Genomic DNA, 19,839 nt, shown 5'->3' on the forward strand with positions numbered 1-19,839 from the left:
TCCTGAGACGGTGCGCGACATGCGCAAGGGGTTGTCGATCCCACCCGGGCCCGACCGATCGCGGTGGTGCGCGGCGCCGGCCCGGGCACCGGGTGAGGGTTCGCTATATCGATGCGGACAGCTGCCAGTCGAAGGCGAGCTGCGCGTGGGAACGGGGATCGCAGAGGCTGCCGAATCCCCCGGCGAAGTACACGAGGGGGTCCGAGTCGGCCTCGTAGCCGCAGCTGACCACCTTCCCGATGAAGACCGTGTGGTCTCCCCCGGCGACCTCCTTCTGCACGTCGCAGGCGAAGTAGGCGACCGCGCCGTCCACGACGGGGAGCTCGTGGTCGGCCCGCAGGCCCATGCCGGCGAACTTGTCGTCGCACCGGCTCGCGAACCGCAGCGCGTGGTGCTCCTGTCCCCGTGACAGGACGCTGACCGCGAAAACCCCGGAGCCGGAGATCGCGTCCCGCGTCGCAAGGGTGTTCCCGACGCACACCAGGAGCATGAGCGGATCCAGCGAAACGGACGCGACGGCGCTGGCCGTCATCCCTGCCGGGCCGTTCGGCGTCCTGGTCGTCACGATCGTGACGCCGGTCGTGAACCGCGACATTGCTCCGCGGTAGACGACGGACATGTCCTGCGCGGTCGACGTACCCATGGTGCCCTCCGTTGCGTGTGACGAGATGGCCCCGGCACCGCCTGTGCCCAGGCGGCCCGGGTGTGGCTGACGGCGTGTTCGCCGGCTTCACCGGCTTCTGCGGCGCGAACGGGCGCGGGCCTAGCGGCGCAGTTGCGCGACCAGTCGGCGGACCTCGTCGGACGGCGGTACGCCGAGCTCCCGCATGCGCACCGCGTACCGTTGGTAGAGGGCCAGCACGGCGTCATCGCTGCCGCTGGCGTGCGCCAGTTGGATGGCCAGCCGCCAGGCCTGCTCGCGGTACGGGTCCTCTCGGAGCACGTAGTCGACCAGTCCCTTCGCCTGGCGGTACCGGTTCATCCGGTAGGCGAGCTTGGCCGCGTCGACCCGCGCCGACAGGAAGGTCTCGGCGAGGAGCACGCGGCGCTCGGCGACCCACGCACCGGAGACCGTCGCGAGATACGGCCCCCTTTCGGCGCTGCTGAGGGCGTGGGCCAGCGTCTGGAGGCGGATCTCCCCGTCCTGCCTGCCGGCCTGGGCGATGAGGTCGGCCGCGCGCTGCGCCGAGCCCATGGCCACCGCGGGGCCGGGCATGCGGAAGACGTCGCCGTCCTGCCTCGGGCCCAGGTCGTCAGGCAGGACCTCACGAAGCCGGTAGAGGGCCTGCCTCAGGTAGTTGCGGCCGGCGGCGTCGTTACGACCGCCGAAGAGCGCCCCGAGGAGCTCCTCGCGTGTGGCCCTGCGGTCGGGTCTCCCGAGCAGGTAGCTGAGGAGCTCGACGCTCTTGGTCAGCCGGGGCTGAGCCGTGTTCCCGTCGACGGTGAGGACCGGCTCGCCGAACTCCTCGAGCACCAGACGCGGCGTACTCACGTTCACGCGGACGGGATGCGGGCCCGACAGCGCCGCGAGGACCTCGTACCACGGTGACATGCGGCTGGACTTGGTGTCCGCGGCTCTGGCCGCGACCGACGGCATGTCGGTGAGGGCCGTCAGCAGCAGGTGTTGTGATCCGTGCGTCGAGGCCGAGGTCATCGCGAGGTCGGCCGTGGCGTCGGACTGGTCCTCGAGGCCGAGACGCCACTGCGCCTCGGCCAGGTAGACGGCGGCCGTCGGGAGATCCAGGTGGCGGTCGCCCCTCTGCATGCTCAGGACGCATTCCGCGAGGAGCTCGTAGGCCTCGGCGTCCTTGTCCTGCAGGAGCATCGACAGGCCCGACCAGACCTGCCACGTCTCCCGGGTGAGGACGTACTCCGAGGCACCGTTGGCCGCCGCTTCCGCCAGCACGCGGTCGGCACGCCGCGTGTCGCCCTCGAGGCGCAGCCGCAGCTTGGCCTCGACGAGCAGGCTCATGTTCCGGTACACCTTCGATCCGGTCGACGCGATGAGGTCCCTGCCACGCTTGATGGACGCGCAGGCCTCCTCTCCCCGGCCGAGGTCCAGCATGAGGTCGACGGCGTCGACGGCGTGCAACCAGACCGGCTGCGACGAACCGCTGCGCGGCTCGAACATCGACATCGCGGCGTCGAGTCGTCCGGTGGCCCGCAGCGCGGCGACGACCCAGGGGCCGCCCAGGATCGTCCGCCACGGGTCGAACGAACCCACGTCGTCGAGTCCTTCGAGGCGACCGCGCATGAAGGCCAGCCGCATCAGCAGACCGTCGACCGGGCCGGACGGCGTGGGCGAGTACTCGGGGAAGGGCGGTGGCTCCTCGCCGGTGGCGAGCGCGATCAACGTGTGCGCGATGAGCCAGTTCCGGCCCGGTGACAGCTGGTCGGCGACGGACCGCGCCTCCTCGATCCGACCGGAGTGCCACAGGCACCAGCAGGCAAGGACGTGGGCCTCCTCGAAGTCGGGGGCACCCGGCTCCGGAAGCCACGCGTATCCGTGACGATCGACGAGTTCCACTCCGCGGTCGCACTGCTCCAGTGCGAAGGCGACGCGCAGGATGACCGAGCCGATCTCCGGGGTCGGAGTACGGGCCGACCCTCCCAGCGCGTCGAGCCAGCGTGCCGCCGGCTCGAAGTCCATCCGCGCCACGAGGCTGGGAAGCGCCGCGGCGGCCAGCCGCCCGGCCGCCTCCAGGTCCCCGAGCCGCAGCAACTCGTCGACGGCTTCCTCGCGTTCGCCACGGGCGATCAGGAGCTCGGCGTGCCGGCGACGGACCGCGGTGAGCGTCCCGGCGTCCTGCCGCCCCAGGACGACGCGCAGGAAGTCGCGGAACACCGGGTGCGGCGTCATGCGGGAACCGTCCGGCGACCACGTCACCGGAAGATGCCGGACGCGCAGGTCCGCCATGACCTGGGCGGCGTTCTCCTGGCCCAGGGCGCGGGCGCCCTCGACCGATATCTCCGCCAGCAGACTGGTGTGGAGGAGGAAGGTCCTCTCCACCGGGGAGAGCGAGTTGAAGACGTTCGCCGCGACGTAGGACCGCAGCGAGTCGGGATCCAGCTCGCGGGAGCGCGCATGCCGCCATCCTTCGAAAAGGACCCCGGTCACCCAGCCCCCCGTCGCCGCCACGGCCCGGGCCGGATGCACGTCGACGTGGCCGACGGTCCGCAGCGCGGCGTCGGCTTCCTGGGCGTCGAAGGCGAGGTCGCTCTCGATCAGCTCGCCCACCCGGTCGCGTTCGCTCGTCGGGCCCGGGTCGAGGTGGACGTCGACACGCGAGATCAGTACGAGGTTCACACCGGACGGCAGGTAGCGCGCGAAGGACGAGAGCACGGCAACGCAGCTCTCGTCGGCGGCGATCCGTTCCACGTTGTCGCACACGAGGATGAGGCGACTTCCCTGGAGGCTCTCGGCCAGCAGCCCGGCCGCCTCACCGATGTGGAGGCTGCTGCCCAGGGCGTCGGAGGCCACGTCGGCGGCGCCGGCGACAGCGCCCTCGAGAGCCGCTTCGAGGTAGACGAGCAGGCGCCCTGCCGCCCGCTCCGTGCCGTCGAGCGACAGCCAGGCGACGGGCCGGTCGAGGCCGCTCACGGCCAGGGCCACCGCCGTGGTCTTGCCGGCCCCGGCCGTCGCGAAGACGTTCACCACGGTGTGGCGGTCCAGCATGTCCCGCAGACGTCGATTGAGCCTCTCGCGGACGACGACGTCCTTCGCCGGCTCCGGCGCCGCCAGTTTCCGCCGGATGATCGCGCGATGGTGCCGTCCGGACGCGTTCGGGCCGCTCGGCCGGTCGGAATCAGAGTCACCCATCGGATGTCGCGCCTCCGTGATCCTCAGTGCTCCCGCGGAAGTTCCGGCTCGTCCCGTACGCCGGCCGAACCATGTGTGTCGTCGGTGCCCACCCGCACCGGGTCACCCGTCGGTACCGGGTGCGGCGGTTCGCGACCGGCGGCGGCCGCGAACCTCTCCGCACCGTCGCCGGTTCAGCGGACCCGTGAGCCCTCGAGCCGTGCTCCGTCGAGACGCCGGGCGTACTCGGCCTGCTCGGTGTAGGCCGTCACCTCGGGGACTTCGGGCTCCGCAAGACCGCAGACCTTCCGGGCCAGCTGGGTGAGCGGCCCGGAGGGCGACAGTTCCGAGCGCTTCATCGTGAGCATCCGGGTACCGAGCATCGGCGTCCCGTTGAACTGCTCGAAGGTGCTGATCCGGTCGCCGAAGTCCGTGAGGAAGAGGTCACGGATGACGCGCGAGATGCGGATGCGGTCGTAGGGCTCGCCGACCGCGCCTGCCTGCAGGGGCGCGAGCCAGTCGTGCAACGCGGGGTTCTGCCACTGCTCCTCGGTCGGGAACAGCAGCGAGGCACGGCCGGCGAGGTCGATGACCTCGTTCCGCATCTCCGCGTACCTCTCCAGGTAGTACGACCGGCCGAAGTCGAAGAGGAGGACGTTCGGCTTGTAGAGCCCCGCCGGGGAGATGAACCCCTCCGTCTCGGAGGCGATCACGTGGGCCCGGATCGTCTGGTAGAACTCGACGAGTCGCGCCAGGCGCGCCTGGACCGGCGGGAGCTGATACGTACCGAGGTGCTCGGTCATCAGCATCGCGAGCCCGGCCATGAGCTCGGCGCGGACCATCGTCCGGATGAGCGCCTCGTAGTGCACCCAGTCGAAGATGCGCTGCGGGTAGAGCGACGCGTGCTCGGGGCTGCCGATGTGGAAAACGCGCTCCCACGGGATGAACACGTTGTCGAAGATGACGGTGCATTCCAGCTCGTCGCCGGCGGAGGACAGCGGGTGGTTCTCGGGATCGTCACGTACCGTCGCCTCGCGGGAGACCATCACGACGCCTGGCGCATTGGCCGGACAAGCGGCGTAGATGACCTGTTCGCTCTCGATTCCCGGCCGGAAGAAAACACCGATGTGAATGTAATCGGCGAACGGCGTACCGGTGCTCACGGCCTTGACGCCGTTGACCACGATGCCGTCGTCCCGGGTCTCCACGACGCGCAGCGCGGTCTGCGCCGCATTCTGCTTGGACCGGTCGACCTGGGGGTCGATGAAGGCGAAGGCGCAGTTGAAGTCGCCCTCCTTCACGAGCTCCAGGAAGTCCCGGATCCCCACGGTCAGATCACGCCCGCCGGTGCCCACCGACTGGTCGCTCCACGGCTGCGGGTCCTCCTCGTAGGTGACCAGGCCGTAGTTGTTCGCGCACGGGGTCCGCCCCGTCGATCCCCCGTCGAGTTCCCGGACCACGGTCTCCAGGTACACACGCTTGCGGCGCAGCCCCGCGGCGTCCGTGTGCGTGAACCACATCATCGAACGACGCACTCCGCCGTCGTCGACGAAGGTCATGACGTCCTGCATCTCGGGCTCGTGGTGCAGGTCGTAGAACTGCGCTATCCGCCCGGCCTGCGCCCTGGTCTTCGGGTGCGTCGTGACGTCGTCGACCAGCTCACCTCCGACCCAGACCACGCGCCCGTCCCTGAGGGACTCCAAGTACTGGTCGCCAGTTCGCATCAAATGCCACCTTCTGCCCTCGCCCAAGCACCGGCGTGCATGGACTGCTGTCTCGCGGGCCGTCATTCGAGTTCCACTCGGCAGGACATCGCCGGGAAATCGCCGCGAATCCGTTGGTGAATCCGATCTCAGCGCGCGGGAAACCGGCGGATCAGCGTCGCGATCGACCGGTCATTCGAACCGCCCGATTCGAATGAAGGAAAGCCCGCCCTGCCGTGAAGTTGAAATTGCCTCGGCCGTTGATTACCCGAGCCTAGCCAAGTGTTGTTAGCCGGGCGTTAATCGCGACGCGGCGTCGGCGATATCCCCGGGAACTCCTGCGACGGGGCGTCGCGCCCCGGGCGGGCATGTCGCCGACCCCCCTCTCCACCCCCGGGACACGCTCCACGACCATGCCCACCCCCTTCGCGAACGACCGTTCCTTTTTGTCGGCCCCCATCCTGCGGCGCCACCGGACGGCACGTCAAGATGAATGTTCATTTTTCTGGATCGGCACCTCATGCCGCGATCCCGCGACCTGCGCCTCCCCGGCCTGGGAGCAGCGTCGGCCACGGACGTCGCATAGCCGCCATGTCCCATTGGGTGAGCTCGACCCCGCGACCGGCTCCGGTCGGTCATCGACAGGCTCGGCCCCGGTGCGGGGCCCTGGCCGGCGCCCCTTGACCCGAAAAGCAGAAGACCCCTGATGAACAGGGGTCTCGAAACGCGTCAGGTGGCAGGCTTCGTCGCGCCCCGGTGTTCAGTGACCCATCGGGCGCAGGCCGGTCAGGACGAGGTCCACGGCGTCTTCGGCCCAGCCCATACGGCCGCCACGGCCGGCCATGTAGTCGGCATAGAAGGGGCCGAGGAGTCCGGAGACGGCCGCTTCCAGATCGGCGCCGGGGCGGATCTCGCCGCGGTCGCACGCCTGCTCGAGGGCCTGGCGCAGCAGGGCGCGCCGGGGCATTACGGTGCGCTCGCGCAGGAGGGCGAGGAGTTCGGGGGTGTGGGCTTCTTCGGCGAGACAGGTGCCGATCAGTGCCATGCCGCGGACGCGGTCCACGGTCGCGGCGAAGTCCTTGAGGATCGCTGTCAAGTCGGCCCGCGTGTCACCGCTCGGCGGCGGGGCGTCGGCCATCCGCAGGGCCGCCAGCGCCGCGGTCAGGAGGTCCGCCTTGGTCTTCCAGCGCAGGTGGATGGTGGACTTGCTGACCTGCGCGGCAGCGGCGACCTGGCTCAGACTCATCCGTGTGTAGCCGTGCGAGGCCAGCAACTCCAGCGCCGCTTGGAGAATGGCCGCGTCCTTCTCGGCCGACCGCGGCCGCCCGGCGCTCTTGGTCTGAGTGTCACCCATCCCGACAGGATAGGCGGGTATCCGCACCGAGTGGTTCGGTGCGGATACCCGTGCTGCCCTGAGACAGGGCGGTGATCAGAACATGTCAGTGTTGCTCCGGACCCACTGGCGGTAGGTGCGCGCCGGGCGCCCGGTCGGCTCTTCGGTGGCGGTCGAGACAGGCAGTGCCGCGGCCTCGGGGCCGAGGACGGCTCGAAGGGATTCCTGGCCCGGCCGGTCCGAGTCAGGCGCCGGTGCGGGCTCCGGCGATGTGGAAGTTGAAGTCGGCATGGCCCAGCGCGCCCCACAGCCGCAGCCAGATCGGCAGGAGCATCTCGGTGCCGCGGGCGGTGGTGATGTCACCGAGGTCGATGACGCTCGCCTCGGCCCAGCCGAAGGAGACGAGCAGTTCGGTGACGGCCTTCTTGGCGTCGGTGTCGTCGCCGGAGACGAAGACGCTGAGGAGCCGCTGTGCGTCTGTTTTCCCACGCGCGCCACAGAGTACGAGCGGGGCTGACCGCTCTGGCTGTGGTCCTCACCGCCGCCCTGGCAGGGCCCGCGCACCCTGCCCCGGCTGCGGCGGCCGCCCTCCAGGGCCTTGGAGCCCATTACGACGCGACCGGGTCGGCGATAGGCTTCCGCGTCTACTCGGCACGGGCGACACGGATCGAGGTCTACCTCTACAAGAGCCCTTCGGGGGCACAGGAGCAAGCCGGTCTGCCGCTGACGGTGGACCCCGCCACCCGCGTCTGATCCGTGACGGTCCCCGTCGCGACGTTGCAGAGCCAGTACGGAATCACGGGGACCGTCTACTACGGCTACCGCGCCTGGGGACCGAACTGGCCGTACAACGCCTCCTGGACCAAGGGGTCCTCGGCCGGGTTCGTCGGTGACGTCGACGCCGCCGGCAATCGCTTCAACCCCAACAAGCTCCTCATCGACCCGTACGCCCGCGAACTCAGCCACGACCCGCGCACCCCCTCGCAGACCAGCGACACGGTCTACGCCTCCGGCCCGTCGTACCGCACCCTGGACAGCGGACCGGCCGCTCCCAAGGGCATCGTGCTGCCGGAACCCACCGCTGCCACCGGCAGCAAGCCGACCCGGGCGCTGAAGGACGACATCGTCTACGAGGTCCACGTGCGCGGCCTGACCGCGAACGACCCGTCCGTCCCGGCCGCCGAACGCGGCACGTACAAGGGTGCCGCCCGCAAGGCGGCGGAACTGGCCGGACTCGGCGTCACCGCGGTGGAGTTCCTCCCCGTCCAGGAGACCCAGAACGACGCCGACAACGCCGACCCGACGAGCACGACGGGCGACAACTACTGGGGCTACTCGACCCTGGACTACTTCGCGCCGGACCGCCGGTATGCCTCCGACCGGAGTCCCGGCGGCCCGACCCGTGAGTTCCAGGACATGGTGAAGGCCTATCACGACGCCGGGATCAAGGTCTTCACCGATGTCGTCTACAACCACACCGGCGAGGGTGGCCCCTGGAACCCCGGGGACAAGAACACCTACAGCGTCCTGTCCTTCCGCGGCCTGGACAATCCTGAGTACTACGAGCTGACCGCGGACCTGCAGGGCCCGGTGGACAACACTGGAGTCGGCGGCAATTACAACACCTACAGCCCCGTGGCCCAGCAGCTCATCCTCGACTCTCTCGACTACTGGAATGACACGCTCGGCGTCGACGGCTTCCGCTTCGACCTCGCGCCCGTCCTCGGCAACACCTGCCGGACCGGCTGCTTCCGCTACAGCAGGACCGACCCCGGCACCGCCCTCAACCGGATCACCGCGGCGATGCGCACCCGCCCCGCGGCCGGCGGAACCGGCACCGACTGGATCGCCGAGCCCTGGGCGCTCGGCAACGGCAGCTATCAGGTGGGCAACCTCCCGGCCGGCTGGTCCGAGTGGAACGACACCTTCCGCGACACCCTGCGCCGCGACCAGAACGCCATGGGCATCGAGGACGTCACTCCCGGCCAGCTCGCCACCCGCCTCGCCGGATCCTCCGACCTGTACCAGGACGACGGCCGCGCACCCTTCAACTCGGTCAACTTCATGGTCGCCCACGACGGCTTCACCCTCGCCGACCTGTACACGTGCAACACCAAGAACAACACGCAGCCCTGGCCGTACGGCCCCTCCGACGGCGGCTCGGACCACAACCTGTCCTGGGACCAGGGCAGTAACGCCGCCGACCAGCGCAAGGCCGCCCGCAACGGCTTCGCCTTGCTGATGCTGTCCGCCGGTACGCCCATGATGACCGGCGGCGACGAGACCCTGCGCTCGATCCGCTGCAACAACAATCCGAACAACCTGGACTCCTCCGCCAACTGGCTCGGCCACAGCCCGACCGCGGACCAGAGCACCTTCCGCACCTACGCCCAGCGGCTCATCACCTTCCGCAAGGCGCCCCCGGCCCTGCGTCCGGCCGCCTTCCACAGCGCCGCCGACAACAACGGCAACGGCCTGGGCCAGCTGGACTGGTTCACCCCCGCCGGCAGCGCGCCCGACGGCGCTTACTGGTCCAGCCCGAACAACCACGCCTTGGCCTTGCGCCTCGACGGCACCGAACTCGGCGACCCCAGCAGCGCCGTCTACGTCGGCTACAACGGCTGGTCCGGTGACGTCGACTTCACCCTCCCCTCACGCGGCGCGGGCAAGCAGTGGTACCGCGTCACCGACACCTCGACCTGGGCCGAAGGACCCGATCAGGTGGCCTCCCCCGGCTCCGAAGCCCTCGTCGGCGGCGCCGGCACTGTCTACCGCCTGCACGGCCGGGCCACCCTCCTGCTGATCGCGAAGTAGCCCGGTCCCCGAACGCGTGGCGGGTACGCCCCGGCCCGGACGGGACTGACGGCAGTCTCGACCGGGCTGCGCGCCTGCCGCGCCCCGCCGTGTACCGGCACCAGGTGACCGACAGCCCGGAAAGCAGCCCGCCGCGCCCGCAGTCCAGGGAGCGGGGCCGCAGGGTCCAGAATGCGGCCCGCACCGGTTCGTTCGGTGGCCGTCGCGGTCGGTGAACAGGCGATGGCTGTCTCCGTCCTCGCCGGTAGACTGGTGCTCCTATGCGTAAGCGCTCCGTCTCGCCGGCTCCCACCGTCAACGATGTGGCACGTATCGCGGGGGTATCCCGCCAAACGGTCTCCAACGCCCTGAACACACCGGATCGCTTGCGCCCGGAGACGCTGGACCGCGTGCTCCGGGTGATCAAGGAGATCGGCTATGAGCCCAACCGGGCGGCGAGGTCGCTCAGGACCCAGGCGTCGCGGCAGATCGGCTACTGCGTCGAGGTAGGGCGGGGTGGCACATCGAATGTGATCCTCGACCGATTCCTGCACGCGCTCGCGGCGGCGGCCCAGGAGAACGGCTACCGCGTGGTGATCTGCGCCGCGCAGGATTTCCAGGACGAGCTGGCGACGTACGACGAGATGCTGCGCACGTCCAGCGTCGACGCCTTCATACTGTCCCGGCTGGACCCCGGCGATCCCCGACCGGAATGGCTCGCCTCACGGAACGCGCCCTTCGTGGGCTTCGGCCGGGCGTCCCATGCCCCGCCCGGGCAGTTGTGGGTTGATGTGGACGGCGCAGCCGGCATCGGCGCGGCTGTGGACCACCTCGTCGCCAGAGGTCACCGGGAGATCGCGTTCCTCGGGATGGAGGAAGGCAGCGGGCCGGGACAGGACCGCCTGCTCGGATGGCGCCTGGCCATGGAACGGCACGAACTGGTCGCCCGCAACTCCGCCCGCTCGCCCGACACGATCGACGACGGCGCCGCCGCTGCCGCTGAACTGCTGCGCGCCCGGCCCCGCCCCACGGCGGTGGTGGCGGCCAGTGACACCCTGGCGCTGGGGTGTTACACGGCAGTCCGGGACCAGGGGCTGGCCATCGGGCGGGACGTGGCAGTGGTCGGCTTCGACGACTCCCCTGCCGCCGCGCTGGTCCAGCCCTCGCTGACCACGCTGCGGCAGCCGTTGACCGAGGTCGGACGTGCGGTGATCAGGCTGCTGACCGCCCTCCTGGCAGGGAGCCCACCCGCCGCTTCCGAGTACGTTCTGTTCGAACCGGAGTTGATCGTCCGTGAGAGCTCCTGACGCTCGCGGCAATCCGCCCGCTGCTTCCGCGTAGGTTCTGCGGGACGGGAGTTGACCGTCGGCGGGAGCACCTGAGTTGCTCCACACGGAACACCACGGAAACGTTGAGGAAACTCCCCCTAGTCAGGTGGTCCACCACATGGCATAGTCCTGCGCGTCGCAGTTTTGATCGTTCAACTTCCGGATGCCGACCACGGTTCGAGCTCGGCGCCCGGACTCTGTACGTCAGCGACCGCCGATCGGCTGCGTGTCCACCGCTGCTGTCTTCCGCATTCACGGTCGACGCACCGGGTGACGGCACCAGCCCATGAATTCGGCGGCGGTTGCGCTGCGCGGCCCCACCAGTGACCCGCTTGACCGAAGGAGGCAGGGTGACAATCCCTCACCCACCTGCGCTGCACGACCTCGTGACCGTGCTGCGTGCCCCCGCCGCCGCGCTGTGCGGGTCGGACGGCCAACTGCGGACGGGCGGCGCGGACGGCTACTACGACGACGACCGCCGGATGCTCTCCCGGCTGGAGGTCGAGATCGTCGATGCCGAGGTCCGGCCGGTGGGCCGGTCACTGACCCGGTCGTCCGAGGCCCGGTTCACCGCCGTCGTGCAGCCGGTCCGCGGAGCTGCGGCCGACACGGACCTGATGCTGGAGCGCCGCCGGGTGCTGACGCACAGCGCCCTTGAGGAGCACCTGAGGCTGCGCACCTTCGGCGACGCCCCCCTGCGCGTGCGGGTGCGGGTGCGCGCCGAGTCGGACCTGGCTCCCGTGCACGAGGTCCGGTCGGGCGAGCGCATCCGCCCTGTCCCCCCGGTCACCGCCGGCGGTGAGGTTCGCTGGGACCGCGACGGCACGGGGGTCGTCCTGACCGCGGACCCGGCGCCGGCCGAATGCCGGGGAGAGGACGGTACGGCCGTCCTGTGCTTCGAGGCCGAACTGCCGCCCGGAGGCTCCTGGTCGCTCTCCCTTCGCGTGTGCGCATCGCCCGACACCGACCCGGCGAGTACTTCCGCGCGCGTGCCGCGGACCGACTTCAGCGCGCCACTCGACTCGCTGCCTCCGCCATGGGCCGCGCCCACGCAACCGCCGGTCGACCACCGCCGGGCGCGCCTGCTGCACAGCAGCCTCGAGGACCTGCAGGCCATGCTGCTGTGCGACCCTCTCGATCCGCGGGACCGCTTCCTCGCCGCCGGGAGTCCTTGGTACTTCACCCTCTTCGGACGCGATTCGCTCTGGTCCGCCCGGATGCTGCTGCCCCTGGGCACCGCGGTTTCCGGGGGCACGCTGCGCACCCTCGCCCGCAGGCAGGGCCGGCGGGACCTGCCCGAGGCGGAGGAGCAGCCAGGAAAGATCCTGCACGAGGCGCGCCCGGAGCCGCTGCGGCTGGGCAGCCTCACACTGCCCCCGCTGTACTACGGCACGGTCGACGCCACGGCGCTGTGGGTGCGCCTGCTGCACGACGCCTGGCGGGCGGGCCTGCCCGAGGCCGAGGTCGCCGAGCTGCTGCCGCACCTGCGGAAGGCCCTGCGGTGGATCACCGAAGCGGGTGACGCCGACGGGGACGGGTTCCTCGAGTACCGGGCCACCGTCCCGGGAAGCCTGGCGAACCAGGGCTGGAAGGACTCCCACGACGGGGTGCGCTGGTCCGACGGACGGCTCGCGGAGGCACCGCTGGCACTGTGCGAGGTTCAGGGGTACGCGCATGCCGCCGCCGTGCAGGGCGCTGACCTGCTGGAGAGCTTCGGTGCCGGCGGAGCGGAGCTGCTGCGGGACTGGGCGGCCCGGCTGCGTGAGCGTTTCCGCGAGGCGTACTGGGTCTGCGACGACGTCGGGCCCTATCCGGCGATCGCGTTGGACGGGGCCAAGCGGCCGGTGGACGGCGCCTCCTCCAACATGGCCCATCTGCTCGGCACCGGGCTGCTTTCACCCGACGAGGCGGCTTTGGTCGCCCGCAGACTGTCCGCGCCGGACATGGACTGCGGATTCGGACTGCGGACCCTCTCCTCCACCAGCGCTGCCTTCAACCCGATGAGCTACCACTGCGGCAGCGTCTGGCCGCACGACACAGCCATCGCCGTGCTCGGGTTGGCCGCCGAGGGCTACCACGAGGTGGCCCGCTCACTGGCGAACGGAGTGGTCGAGGCCGCGGAACGCTTCGGATACCGACTGCCGGAGCTGTACGGAGGGGTCTCGGCGGCCGACAGCGGGCCTCTGCCCGCCTATCCCTCGGCCTGCCGTCCCCAGGCCTGGGCGGCCGCCGGGGCGGTGGCGGTCATCGGGTACCTGGAGAGCCGGGCCGCGGCGCCCTCTCCGGGCACCCCGCCTCCGCAGGCGGGGAACGCTCCGGCGCTCCCGGTGCCGACCCACCGGACAGACACTCGACCCGGACACAGCGGGCGTCTCAGGTCCTGAAACCGCCGAGGGCTGACGGGAAAAGCCTGACAGCAGAACGTCGGCGCAGTGTGCACGCTCACGATCCGATGTGATTTTTTCGCTGCCGCACCATTCGAATCCGCGCCCACCGGCGCTGCTCAACGAGGAGCAAGGGAATGACCAGTCGAAGAATTCTGCAGGCGGCCGCTGTTGCCGCGGCCGCCGCACTCGCCGCCAGTGCGTGCAGCAGCAACGGGACGGACAAGAACGCGGGAGACCAGGGCTCCGGTGATCGCGGTCCCATAACCCTGGCCACCGGCAAGGACACCTCCGGCAATCTGCAGAACCTGCTCGACGAGTGGAACTCCGCGCACCCCAGGGAAAAGGCCACCATCACCGAACTGCCCACCTCCGCGGACGCGCAGCGTCAGCAGATGGTGCAGAACGCCCAGGTGAAGTCGGACGCGTACTCGGTGCTCGGCCTCGACGTGACCTGGACCGCCGAATTCGCCGCCAACCGCTGGATCGACCAACTGCCGGCCGAGGACTTCCCACTGGACGGGCTGCTGCCGTCAGCCGTCGACACCGCGAAATACCGGGGCAAGGTGTACGCGGCCCCGTACCAGTCCAACGGCGGGATGCTCTTCTACCGCACCGACCTGCTGAAGAAGGTCAAGGCCGAGGCGCCGACCACCTGGGCCGAGTTGGCGGCCGTCTGCAAGAAGGTCCTGAAGCTGCCCGAGGCCTCCAAGATGAGCTGCTACGCGGGCCAGTTCGACAAGTACGAGGGCCTGACCGTCAACTTCTCCGAAGCCGTCCAGTCCGCCGGCGGGGAACTGTTCGACGACAACGGCAAGCCGACCGTCGACACACCCGAGGCGAAGGCCGGCCTGAAGTGGCTCGTGGACAGCTTCAAGGACGGCACCATCCCGAAGGAGGCGCTGACCTACCAGGAGGAGAACGGCCGCGAGGCCTTCCAGGCGGGCAAGCTCATCTTCCTGCGCCAGTGGCCGTATGTGTGGAACCTCGCCAACGAGACCGACGGCTCCTCGAAGGTGGCGGGCAAGTTCGACGTCGCTCCGCTGCCGGGAATGAACGGCCCCGGCTCCTCCACCCTGGGAGGCCTGAACCTGGCCGTGTCCACATTCGCCCCGCACAAGGCGTCCGCGCGGGACTTCATCAAGTTCCTGACCGGTGAGGAAGCCCAGCGCTCCAACCTGCTGAAGGCAGCGGTCGCGCCGACCCGGGCGAACCTGTACAGCCAGGCCGACCTTCAGAAGAAGTTCCCCTACCTCGCGACGCTCGGCAAGTCGATCGAGAGTGCCCGGCCCCGGCCGAAGGCCGTGCGCTACGGCGATGTCACCGCGGCCATCCAGAACGCCATTTATCCGGTGGTCTCCGGAAAGGCGAGCCCCGACACCGCGCTCACCGACCTGCAGCAGCAGTTGGAGAAGATCACCGCAGAGTGAGCCGTCCCCGGCCGGGCGCGTTGCGCCCTCCGCGCTCCGTGCCCGGCCGGGGCGATCGGCGTTCCCCCGAAGAAGGACACCTCGTGACCACCACCATCCGGACAGCCACCGCGCGTCCTGTCCCAAGGCTCCGCAAGAGCCGGGGTGACGGCCGCCTCGCGGCCGCCCTGCTCTCGCCCACCCTCCTCGTCCTCGGCCTGGTCATCGCCTATCCCCTGGTGGCCGCCATAAGGGCCTCCCTCTTCCAAGAGGGCCAGGGCCTCGACGCCGACGGCTTCGTGGTGGAGGGGGAGCGATTCGCGGGCCTGCGCAACTACACGGACGCGTTCTCAGGGACCAACGCCTCGGTGTTCTGGAATGCCTTCTGGAACACCACGTTCTTCACCGTCACCACCGTGTCGATCGAGGTGCTCATCGGCATCGCGATGGCCATGGTCATGAACCACGCCCTGCGCGGGCGCGCCGTCGTACGCGCGGCCATTCTGGTGCCATGGGCCATCCCTACGGCCGTCTCCGCGCTGCTGTGGCGGTGGGTCTTCGACGTCAACGGCGTGGCCAACGCCCTGCTCGGCCGGCAGATCCTGTGGACCGCAGACGGGTGGCAGGCGAAGCTGGCGGTGATCGTCGCCGACACGTGGAAGACCGCGCCGTTTATCGGCCTCCTGGTTCTCGCGGGCCTGCAGTTGATACCCCGTGAGCTCTACGAGGCGGCCCGGGTCGACGGCGCCGGTCCCTGGCGCCAGTTCCGCAGCATCACACTGCCCCTGGTCAAACCCACCCTGCTGATCGCCGTCCTGTTCCGCATCCTGGACGCGCTGCGCATGTTCGACCTGCCCTTCGTCCTGATCGGCGGCCGGAAGCACGAGGTGGAGACGCTGGCGATGCTCGCGTACTACGAGGCCAGCAATGTGCGCTACGGCCCCGCGGCCGCCTACGCGACCCTCCTGTTCGCCTACGTCGTCATCGTGGCGTTCGCGTTCGTGAAGCTGCTCGGCACGGACCTCATCGGAGAGGCCAGAGCCCGCCGGCGCACCGCCCGCACGACCCGGATGCCCGCCCCGGCACGAAAGGCCACCACCGCATGACCGCCGCCGACCACCCCGTACCGGCCCCGGCCCGGCGGCTGCGCCCGACGGCCCTGCTGCGGCCCCTGGGCATCGCCGCCATCGTCTTCTACTGTCTCGCGCCGTTCTACTGGATGGTCGTGTCGAGCTTCCGGCGCCCGACCGACCAGTTCCAGCTCTCGCTGCTGCCCCATCCGTGGTCCGGCGCCAACTTCGCCGCGGTCTTCAGGCCGGACGTCGGCTTCCAGCGCTCGCTGCTCAACAGCCTCGTCGTGGCCGGCGTGACCACCGCGCTCACGCTGCTGGTCGGCACCGTCGCGGCCTACGCGCTGGCCCGCCTGGAATTCCGCTTCAAGGGCGCTGTCGCGGCGGTCATCATCGCCACGTCCATGTTCCCCGGGATCTCGCTCATCATCCCGTTGCTGAAGCTCTTCTCGGACATCGGATGGATCAACACCTACCAGGCCATGGTCGTCCCCAGCATGTCCTTCGCCCTTCCGCTGGCCGTGTGGACGCTCACCGCGTTCTTCCGCCAACTGCCGGCGGAACTGGAGCAAGCCGCCATGGTGGACGGCTGTACTCGGGGGCAGGCATTCCGGAAGGTCATCATTCCCATCGCCGCTCCGGGCATCTTCACCACGGCGATCATCACCTTCATCGCTGCCTGGAACGAATTCATCATCGCTCTGTCCATGGTCAACCAGAAGTCGATGCAAACGGCGACCGTCGCCATCTCGCGCTTCACCGGCGCCTATCGCTTCGACCAGCCGTACGGCACGCAGATGGCGGCCGGTGTCCTGGTCACAGTGCCACTCGTCATCGCCGTACTCGTCTTCCAGCGGCGCATCATCGCCGGACTCACCGCCGGCGGCGTGAAGTAGGGGGCTGTTCCCGGGTGGTGGACACCAGACCGTGCGCCGACGTCCAGCGATCTCGTTCGGACACGCGGCCGGCCTGGGCATCGGCCTGGAAACCCTCCAAGGACCAGCCGCCACCAGGGGATCCGCTGCCCGGCGGTGGACGGTTGAGCGCACGCCGGGCCGGCCGATGTTCCCCCGCCGGCCGGCCCTGACGGCGAGGCCTCCCCTACCGATCCGAGGCCGTCGTCCACGGCCAACAAAGTCGACCACCCCCGCGACAACCGCGTCCGCGAGCGCGATGTCGTGCCCGAGCTCGACGCGTGGGTCTCCCTGCGGTTCGCTCCATGCCGGAAGGCAACCGCCATCGACCGGATGCACAAAGCGCGACTCGTGCGTGCCGATGCAGCCGCCGCCACCGCAGCCCCAACTGCGCACCGGCAACCCTGCGTGTTCTCGCACGAGCGGATCGCCGAGCTCGTGACTGCAACAGGAGACGCGGCCGGTACGTTCCGCAACGCCCAGGGGCGGCCACCCGAGCGGAGGGCTGACAGCTCAGTCGGCGGCCGACCGCTCCCCGTGCCGGATGGGACAGCCACGCATGCCGGGGATCGGGCGGGTGCCCAGTTCGTCCAGCCGGTAGCCGTTCGGGTAGCCCTTGATCTCCCAGTTCTGCCGCGCGTAGTGCGGGGCGCGCCGTGGCGGCATCAGACGGACGGCGCGTCCGCGCAGCCGTACCGCGCGGCGGACGAACGCGCGCGTGGCGGCGCTCGGCGGGGTGTAGCGGAAGGCCCGTAGCAGCGGTTCGTCGAGCAGGGTGAGCGTCGTGGTGCGCAGTAGGGGGCGCAGCTGGCGCGGATACCAGGAGGTCATCAGGGCGAGCGTGGCCTCGGAGACCCGCCGCGCGTCCTTGTCCCAGGCGAAGTGGGCCGCCTCGTAGGTGTCGAGGCAGTGCTCGAACTCCTCGTAGGTCTCGGGGATGCCCTTGATGCCCATGTGCCGACCCAGCGTGCAGTAGTGGACGGCGCTGGCCACGGTTTCGTGGCGCGACAGCCTGCGCCAGCCGTAGGCGTCGATCCACCGTTTGGGCATCACGACGAACGTGCAGAGCACGTACCGCATGTCGTCGTTGCTGATGTCGTAGCTGCGGTGCATCTGGTTGATGCGGCGGATCGCTGTGCGGCCCTGTCCGCTGTCGAAGCCGTGTTCGATGACGGCGTCGAGGAGCAGGGACGTGTCGTCGTACCGCTTCTGTGTCCGGTCGGTGAGCTCGGCCGTCTCGGCGAGCAGCCGGCCGATGCTGGGCACGGCGTACGTTCGGTACAGGGCGAGCTCAAGGGACCGGGTGAAGTCCCACGGAAACTCGTATGCCGACGCGAGCCGATAGATCTCCGAAGCGTCCCTGTATGGGTCCAGCCGCCGGATCTGTTCCAGACGTTCGAAGCGCTTCACCAGACCGTCCCCCTTCTGCCGCCGGGGATCCAACTCTACGCCCATGGGGAGGAAATGGACGGTCAACCAGAGCAGCCACGCAAGGGGAAGGTCGTCAGGACGCGCTGCGGACCGGCGGGCAGTGGCGGACAAGGAGCTGCTCAGTGGCGTGACCGCCAACCTCGTGCTCGCACTGCGGCGCCACCACCGCCTGTCGCTGGCGGACGCCGCCGACTAGGAGCTGTCCGGCCGATCACGCTGGTCGTTAGGGTTCTGGCGTGTCGAAGACCAGCGTGAGCAACGAGACCGAGAGCATGCTCTCCTTGTGGGTGGAGCCTTCGGGAACCGACCACTGGATGCGCCCAAGTGAGCAGTTCACCGTCGTGACGGAGTTGGAGCCCGAGGAGTCGCCGTTCAATGTCGCTGTCCACGCCCAGGGCATCACGGTGTGGGTGAACTCGGCCAACTCCTCCGAGGTCGTCGACAAGGACGGCGTTGTCGTTCCGTGCGGGCACCAGCGTCCAGCTGATCCGGGGTGGTAACCAGTCTGGTCTTCAGGACTTTAGCCAGATGACGAGCGCGGCCACAGTGACGGTGCCAAAGAAGACGTAGCCGCGCTTGTCGTAGCGAGTAGCCACCGCTCGGTGGTTCTTGAGCTTGTTGATGGCCCGCTCGACGGTGTTCCGCTTCTTGTACCGCTCCTCGTCGAAGCCCGGCGGCCGTCCGCCGCGTGATCCCTTACGCAGGCAGGCGGCCCGGCTGTCGGTCTTCTCCGGGATCGTGTGCCGAATACCTCGGCGCCGCAGGTACTCACGACAGGGGTGGTTGCTGTAGGCCTTGTCCGCGGCGACGCTGTCCGGCTTGCTGCGGGGCCTGCCCGACCCGACTCGAGGAACACAGATCTTCTCCAGTACCGGCTTGAACTGTGGGCTGTCGCCGCGTTGGCCTGGGGTGATCAGCAGGGACAGCGGGCGGCAGCGTCCGTCTGCGCTCAGGTGGATCTTGCTGGTGAAGCCGCCCCGCGAGCGGCCCAGTCCCTCACCGCTTCCACCACCTCCGCCAGCCGGTCGGCCAGGCTCTGCCACGGAGGTTCGGCCTGGTGTTCCGCCGCGTCGTCCCCCTTTGACGTGGCCGGGGCGGGCGGCGGATCGTTGCGAGCGCCGGCCGCGTGCTGGTGCGCGCGCACTCGTCGAATCGACCGAGACGTCCCAGTCGATGTCACCCGCGGAGTCGGCCGCGGCCTGGACTTGCTGCAGCAGACGTTCCCAGGTGCCGTCCGCCGACCACAGCCGGTGGCGCTCGTAGACCGTCTTCCACGGCCCTAACCGCTCGGGCAGGTCACGCCACTGCACCCCGGTCGGCACCCGGTGCAAGATCCCGCCGATGACCTGACGGTGGTTCCGCCAGCGCCCACAACGGCCGTTGCTCACTGGCAGGAACGGCCGCAGCCGTTCCCACTCGGCAACCGACAAGTCACCACGCTGATCCCGCCCCACGCCCGGACCAACGAGCCGCAGACGAGCTAGTCACATGATCGGCCCGGGACAAGCCCTAGGCGCAGGCCGCCGCCGCAGTCCGCCCCCAGTAGCCGCCGCTGCCGGGCACGGTCCGCGTCATCCCAGCGGCGGAGAGGAACGCCTGGACCTTGGCCCGGCCCAGCTCGTTCCACAGCGCCGTCGTGGCGTTGTCCGCACAGTTCCGGCGCCTGGTCGGCCAC

General features: G+C 69.8%; 14 protein-coding genes and 1 pseudogene. 8 read left to right on the forward strand and 7 right to left on the reverse strand.

Going from position 1 to position 19,839, the window contains the following annotated elements; all coding sequences use genetic code 11:
* Nucleotides 1–103 precede the first annotated feature (103 nt).
* The 5 genes and pseudogenes from OG937_11505 to OG937_11525 all read right to left on the reverse strand — a co-directional run bounded on the left by OG937_11505 (nucleotide 104) and on the right by OG937_11525 (nucleotide 7,295).
* Nucleotides 104–643, reverse strand: coding sequence for a flavin reductase family protein (locus OG937_11505; GenBank protein ID WUD72259.1), 540 nt, complete (start codon nucleotides 641–643; stop codon nucleotides 104–106).
* A gap of 120 nt (nucleotides 644–763) precedes the next feature.
* Nucleotides 764–3,820 carry a transcriptional regulator gene (locus tag OG937_11510; protein ID WUD72260.1) on the reverse strand — a complete coding sequence of 1,019 codons (3,057 nt, stop codon included), beginning with the start codon at nucleotides 3,818–3,820 and terminating at the stop codon, nucleotides 764–766.
* A 173-nt stretch (nucleotides 3,821–3,993) separates the two neighbouring features.
* The gene (locus OG937_11515; GenBank protein WUD72261.1) at nucleotides 3,994–5,526 is read right to left on the reverse strand and encodes a 2,4,6-trichlorophenol monooxygenase; all 1,533 of its coding nucleotides are present in this window, start codon (nucleotides 5,524–5,526) and stop codon (nucleotides 3,994–3,996) included.
* A 736-nt stretch (nucleotides 5,527–6,262) separates the two neighbouring features.
* Nucleotides 6,263–6,856: a TetR/AcrR family transcriptional regulator gene (locus tag OG937_11520; GenBank protein ID WUD72262.1), complete on the reverse strand. Its 594-nt coding sequence runs from the start codon at nucleotides 6,854–6,856 to the stop codon at nucleotides 6,263–6,265.
* 223 nt (nucleotides 6,857–7,079) lie between these two features.
* A pseudogene (locus OG937_11525) lies at nucleotides 7,080–7,295 on the reverse strand (NADP oxidoreductase).
* A 68-nt stretch (nucleotides 7,296–7,363) separates the two neighbouring features.
* Between OG937_11525 and OG937_11530 the strand changes: the two are divergent.
* From OG937_11530 to OG937_11560, 7 genes are all read left to right on the forward strand, one after another.
* A complete protein-coding gene (locus OG937_11530) occupies nucleotides 7,364–7,588 on the forward strand; it encodes a hypothetical protein (GenBank protein WUD72263.1) in 225 nt (74 codons plus the stop codon).
* Nucleotides 7,589–7,591: 3 nt separating this feature from the next.
* Nucleotides 7,592–9,649 carry an isoamylase gene (locus OG937_11535; protein ID WUD72264.1) on the forward strand — a complete coding sequence of 686 codons (2,058 nt, stop codon included), beginning with the start codon at nucleotides 7,592–7,594 and terminating at the stop codon, nucleotides 9,647–9,649.
* Nucleotides 9,650–9,909: 260 nt separating this feature from the next.
* Nucleotides 9,910–10,935, forward strand: coding sequence for a LacI family DNA-binding transcriptional regulator (locus tag OG937_11540; GenBank protein ID WUD72265.1), 1,026 nt, complete (start codon nucleotides 9,910–9,912; stop codon nucleotides 10,933–10,935).
* Between the two features lie 371 nt (nucleotides 10,936–11,306).
* Complete coding sequence (locus OG937_11545; GenBank protein ID WUD72266.1) at nucleotides 11,307–13,340, forward strand: amylo-alpha-1,6-glucosidase; 2,034 nt, start codon at nucleotides 11,307–11,309, stop codon at nucleotides 13,338–13,340.
* Nucleotides 13,341–13,477: 137 nt separating this feature from the next.
* Nucleotides 13,478–14,770, forward strand: coding sequence for an ABC transporter substrate-binding protein (locus OG937_11550; GenBank protein WUD72267.1), 1,293 nt, complete (start codon nucleotides 13,478–13,480; stop codon nucleotides 14,768–14,770).
* Nucleotides 14,771–14,853: 83 nt separating this feature from the next.
* Entirely contained in the window at nucleotides 14,854–15,855 is a 1,002-nt protein-coding gene (locus tag OG937_11555) for a sugar ABC transporter permease (GenBank protein ID WUD72268.1), read from the forward strand.
* The gene (locus tag OG937_11560; GenBank protein ID WUD72269.1) at nucleotides 15,852–16,715 is read left to right on the forward strand and encodes a carbohydrate ABC transporter permease; all 864 of its coding nucleotides are present in this window, start codon (nucleotides 15,852–15,854) and stop codon (nucleotides 16,713–16,715) included. Before OG937_11555 ends, OG937_11560 begins: the two co-directional genes overlap by 4 nt.
* 531 nt (nucleotides 16,716–17,246) lie before the next feature.
* On the opposite strand, the gene OG937_11565 is transcribed toward OG937_11560, so the two are convergent.
* Nucleotides 17,247–18,188: a DUF2236 domain-containing protein gene (locus OG937_11565; protein WUD72270.1), complete on the reverse strand. Its 942-nt coding sequence runs from the start codon at nucleotides 18,186–18,188 to the stop codon at nucleotides 17,247–17,249.
* A 212-nt stretch (nucleotides 18,189–18,400) separates the two neighbouring features.
* On the opposite strand from OG937_11565, the gene OG937_11570 reads away from it, so the two are divergent.
* Nucleotides 18,401–18,664, forward strand: a complete 264-nt coding sequence (locus tag OG937_11570) for a hypothetical protein (protein ID WUD72271.1) — start codon at nucleotides 18,401–18,403, stop codon at nucleotides 18,662–18,664.
* 12 nt (nucleotides 18,665–18,676) lie between these two features.
* On the opposite strand, the gene OG937_11575 is transcribed toward OG937_11570, so the two are convergent.
* Nucleotides 18,677–19,618 carry an IS5 family transposase gene (locus OG937_11575; GenBank protein ID WUD72272.1) on the reverse strand — a complete coding sequence of 314 codons (942 nt, stop codon included), beginning with the start codon at nucleotides 19,616–19,618 and terminating at the stop codon, nucleotides 18,677–18,679.
* Nucleotides 19,619–19,839 lie beyond the last annotated feature (221 nt).

Source organism: Streptomyces sp. NBC_00510 (genome assembly GCA_036013505.1).
In the GTDB taxonomy this organism is placed as follows: domain Bacteria; phylum Actinomycetota; class Actinomycetes; order Streptomycetales; family Streptomycetaceae; genus Actinacidiphila.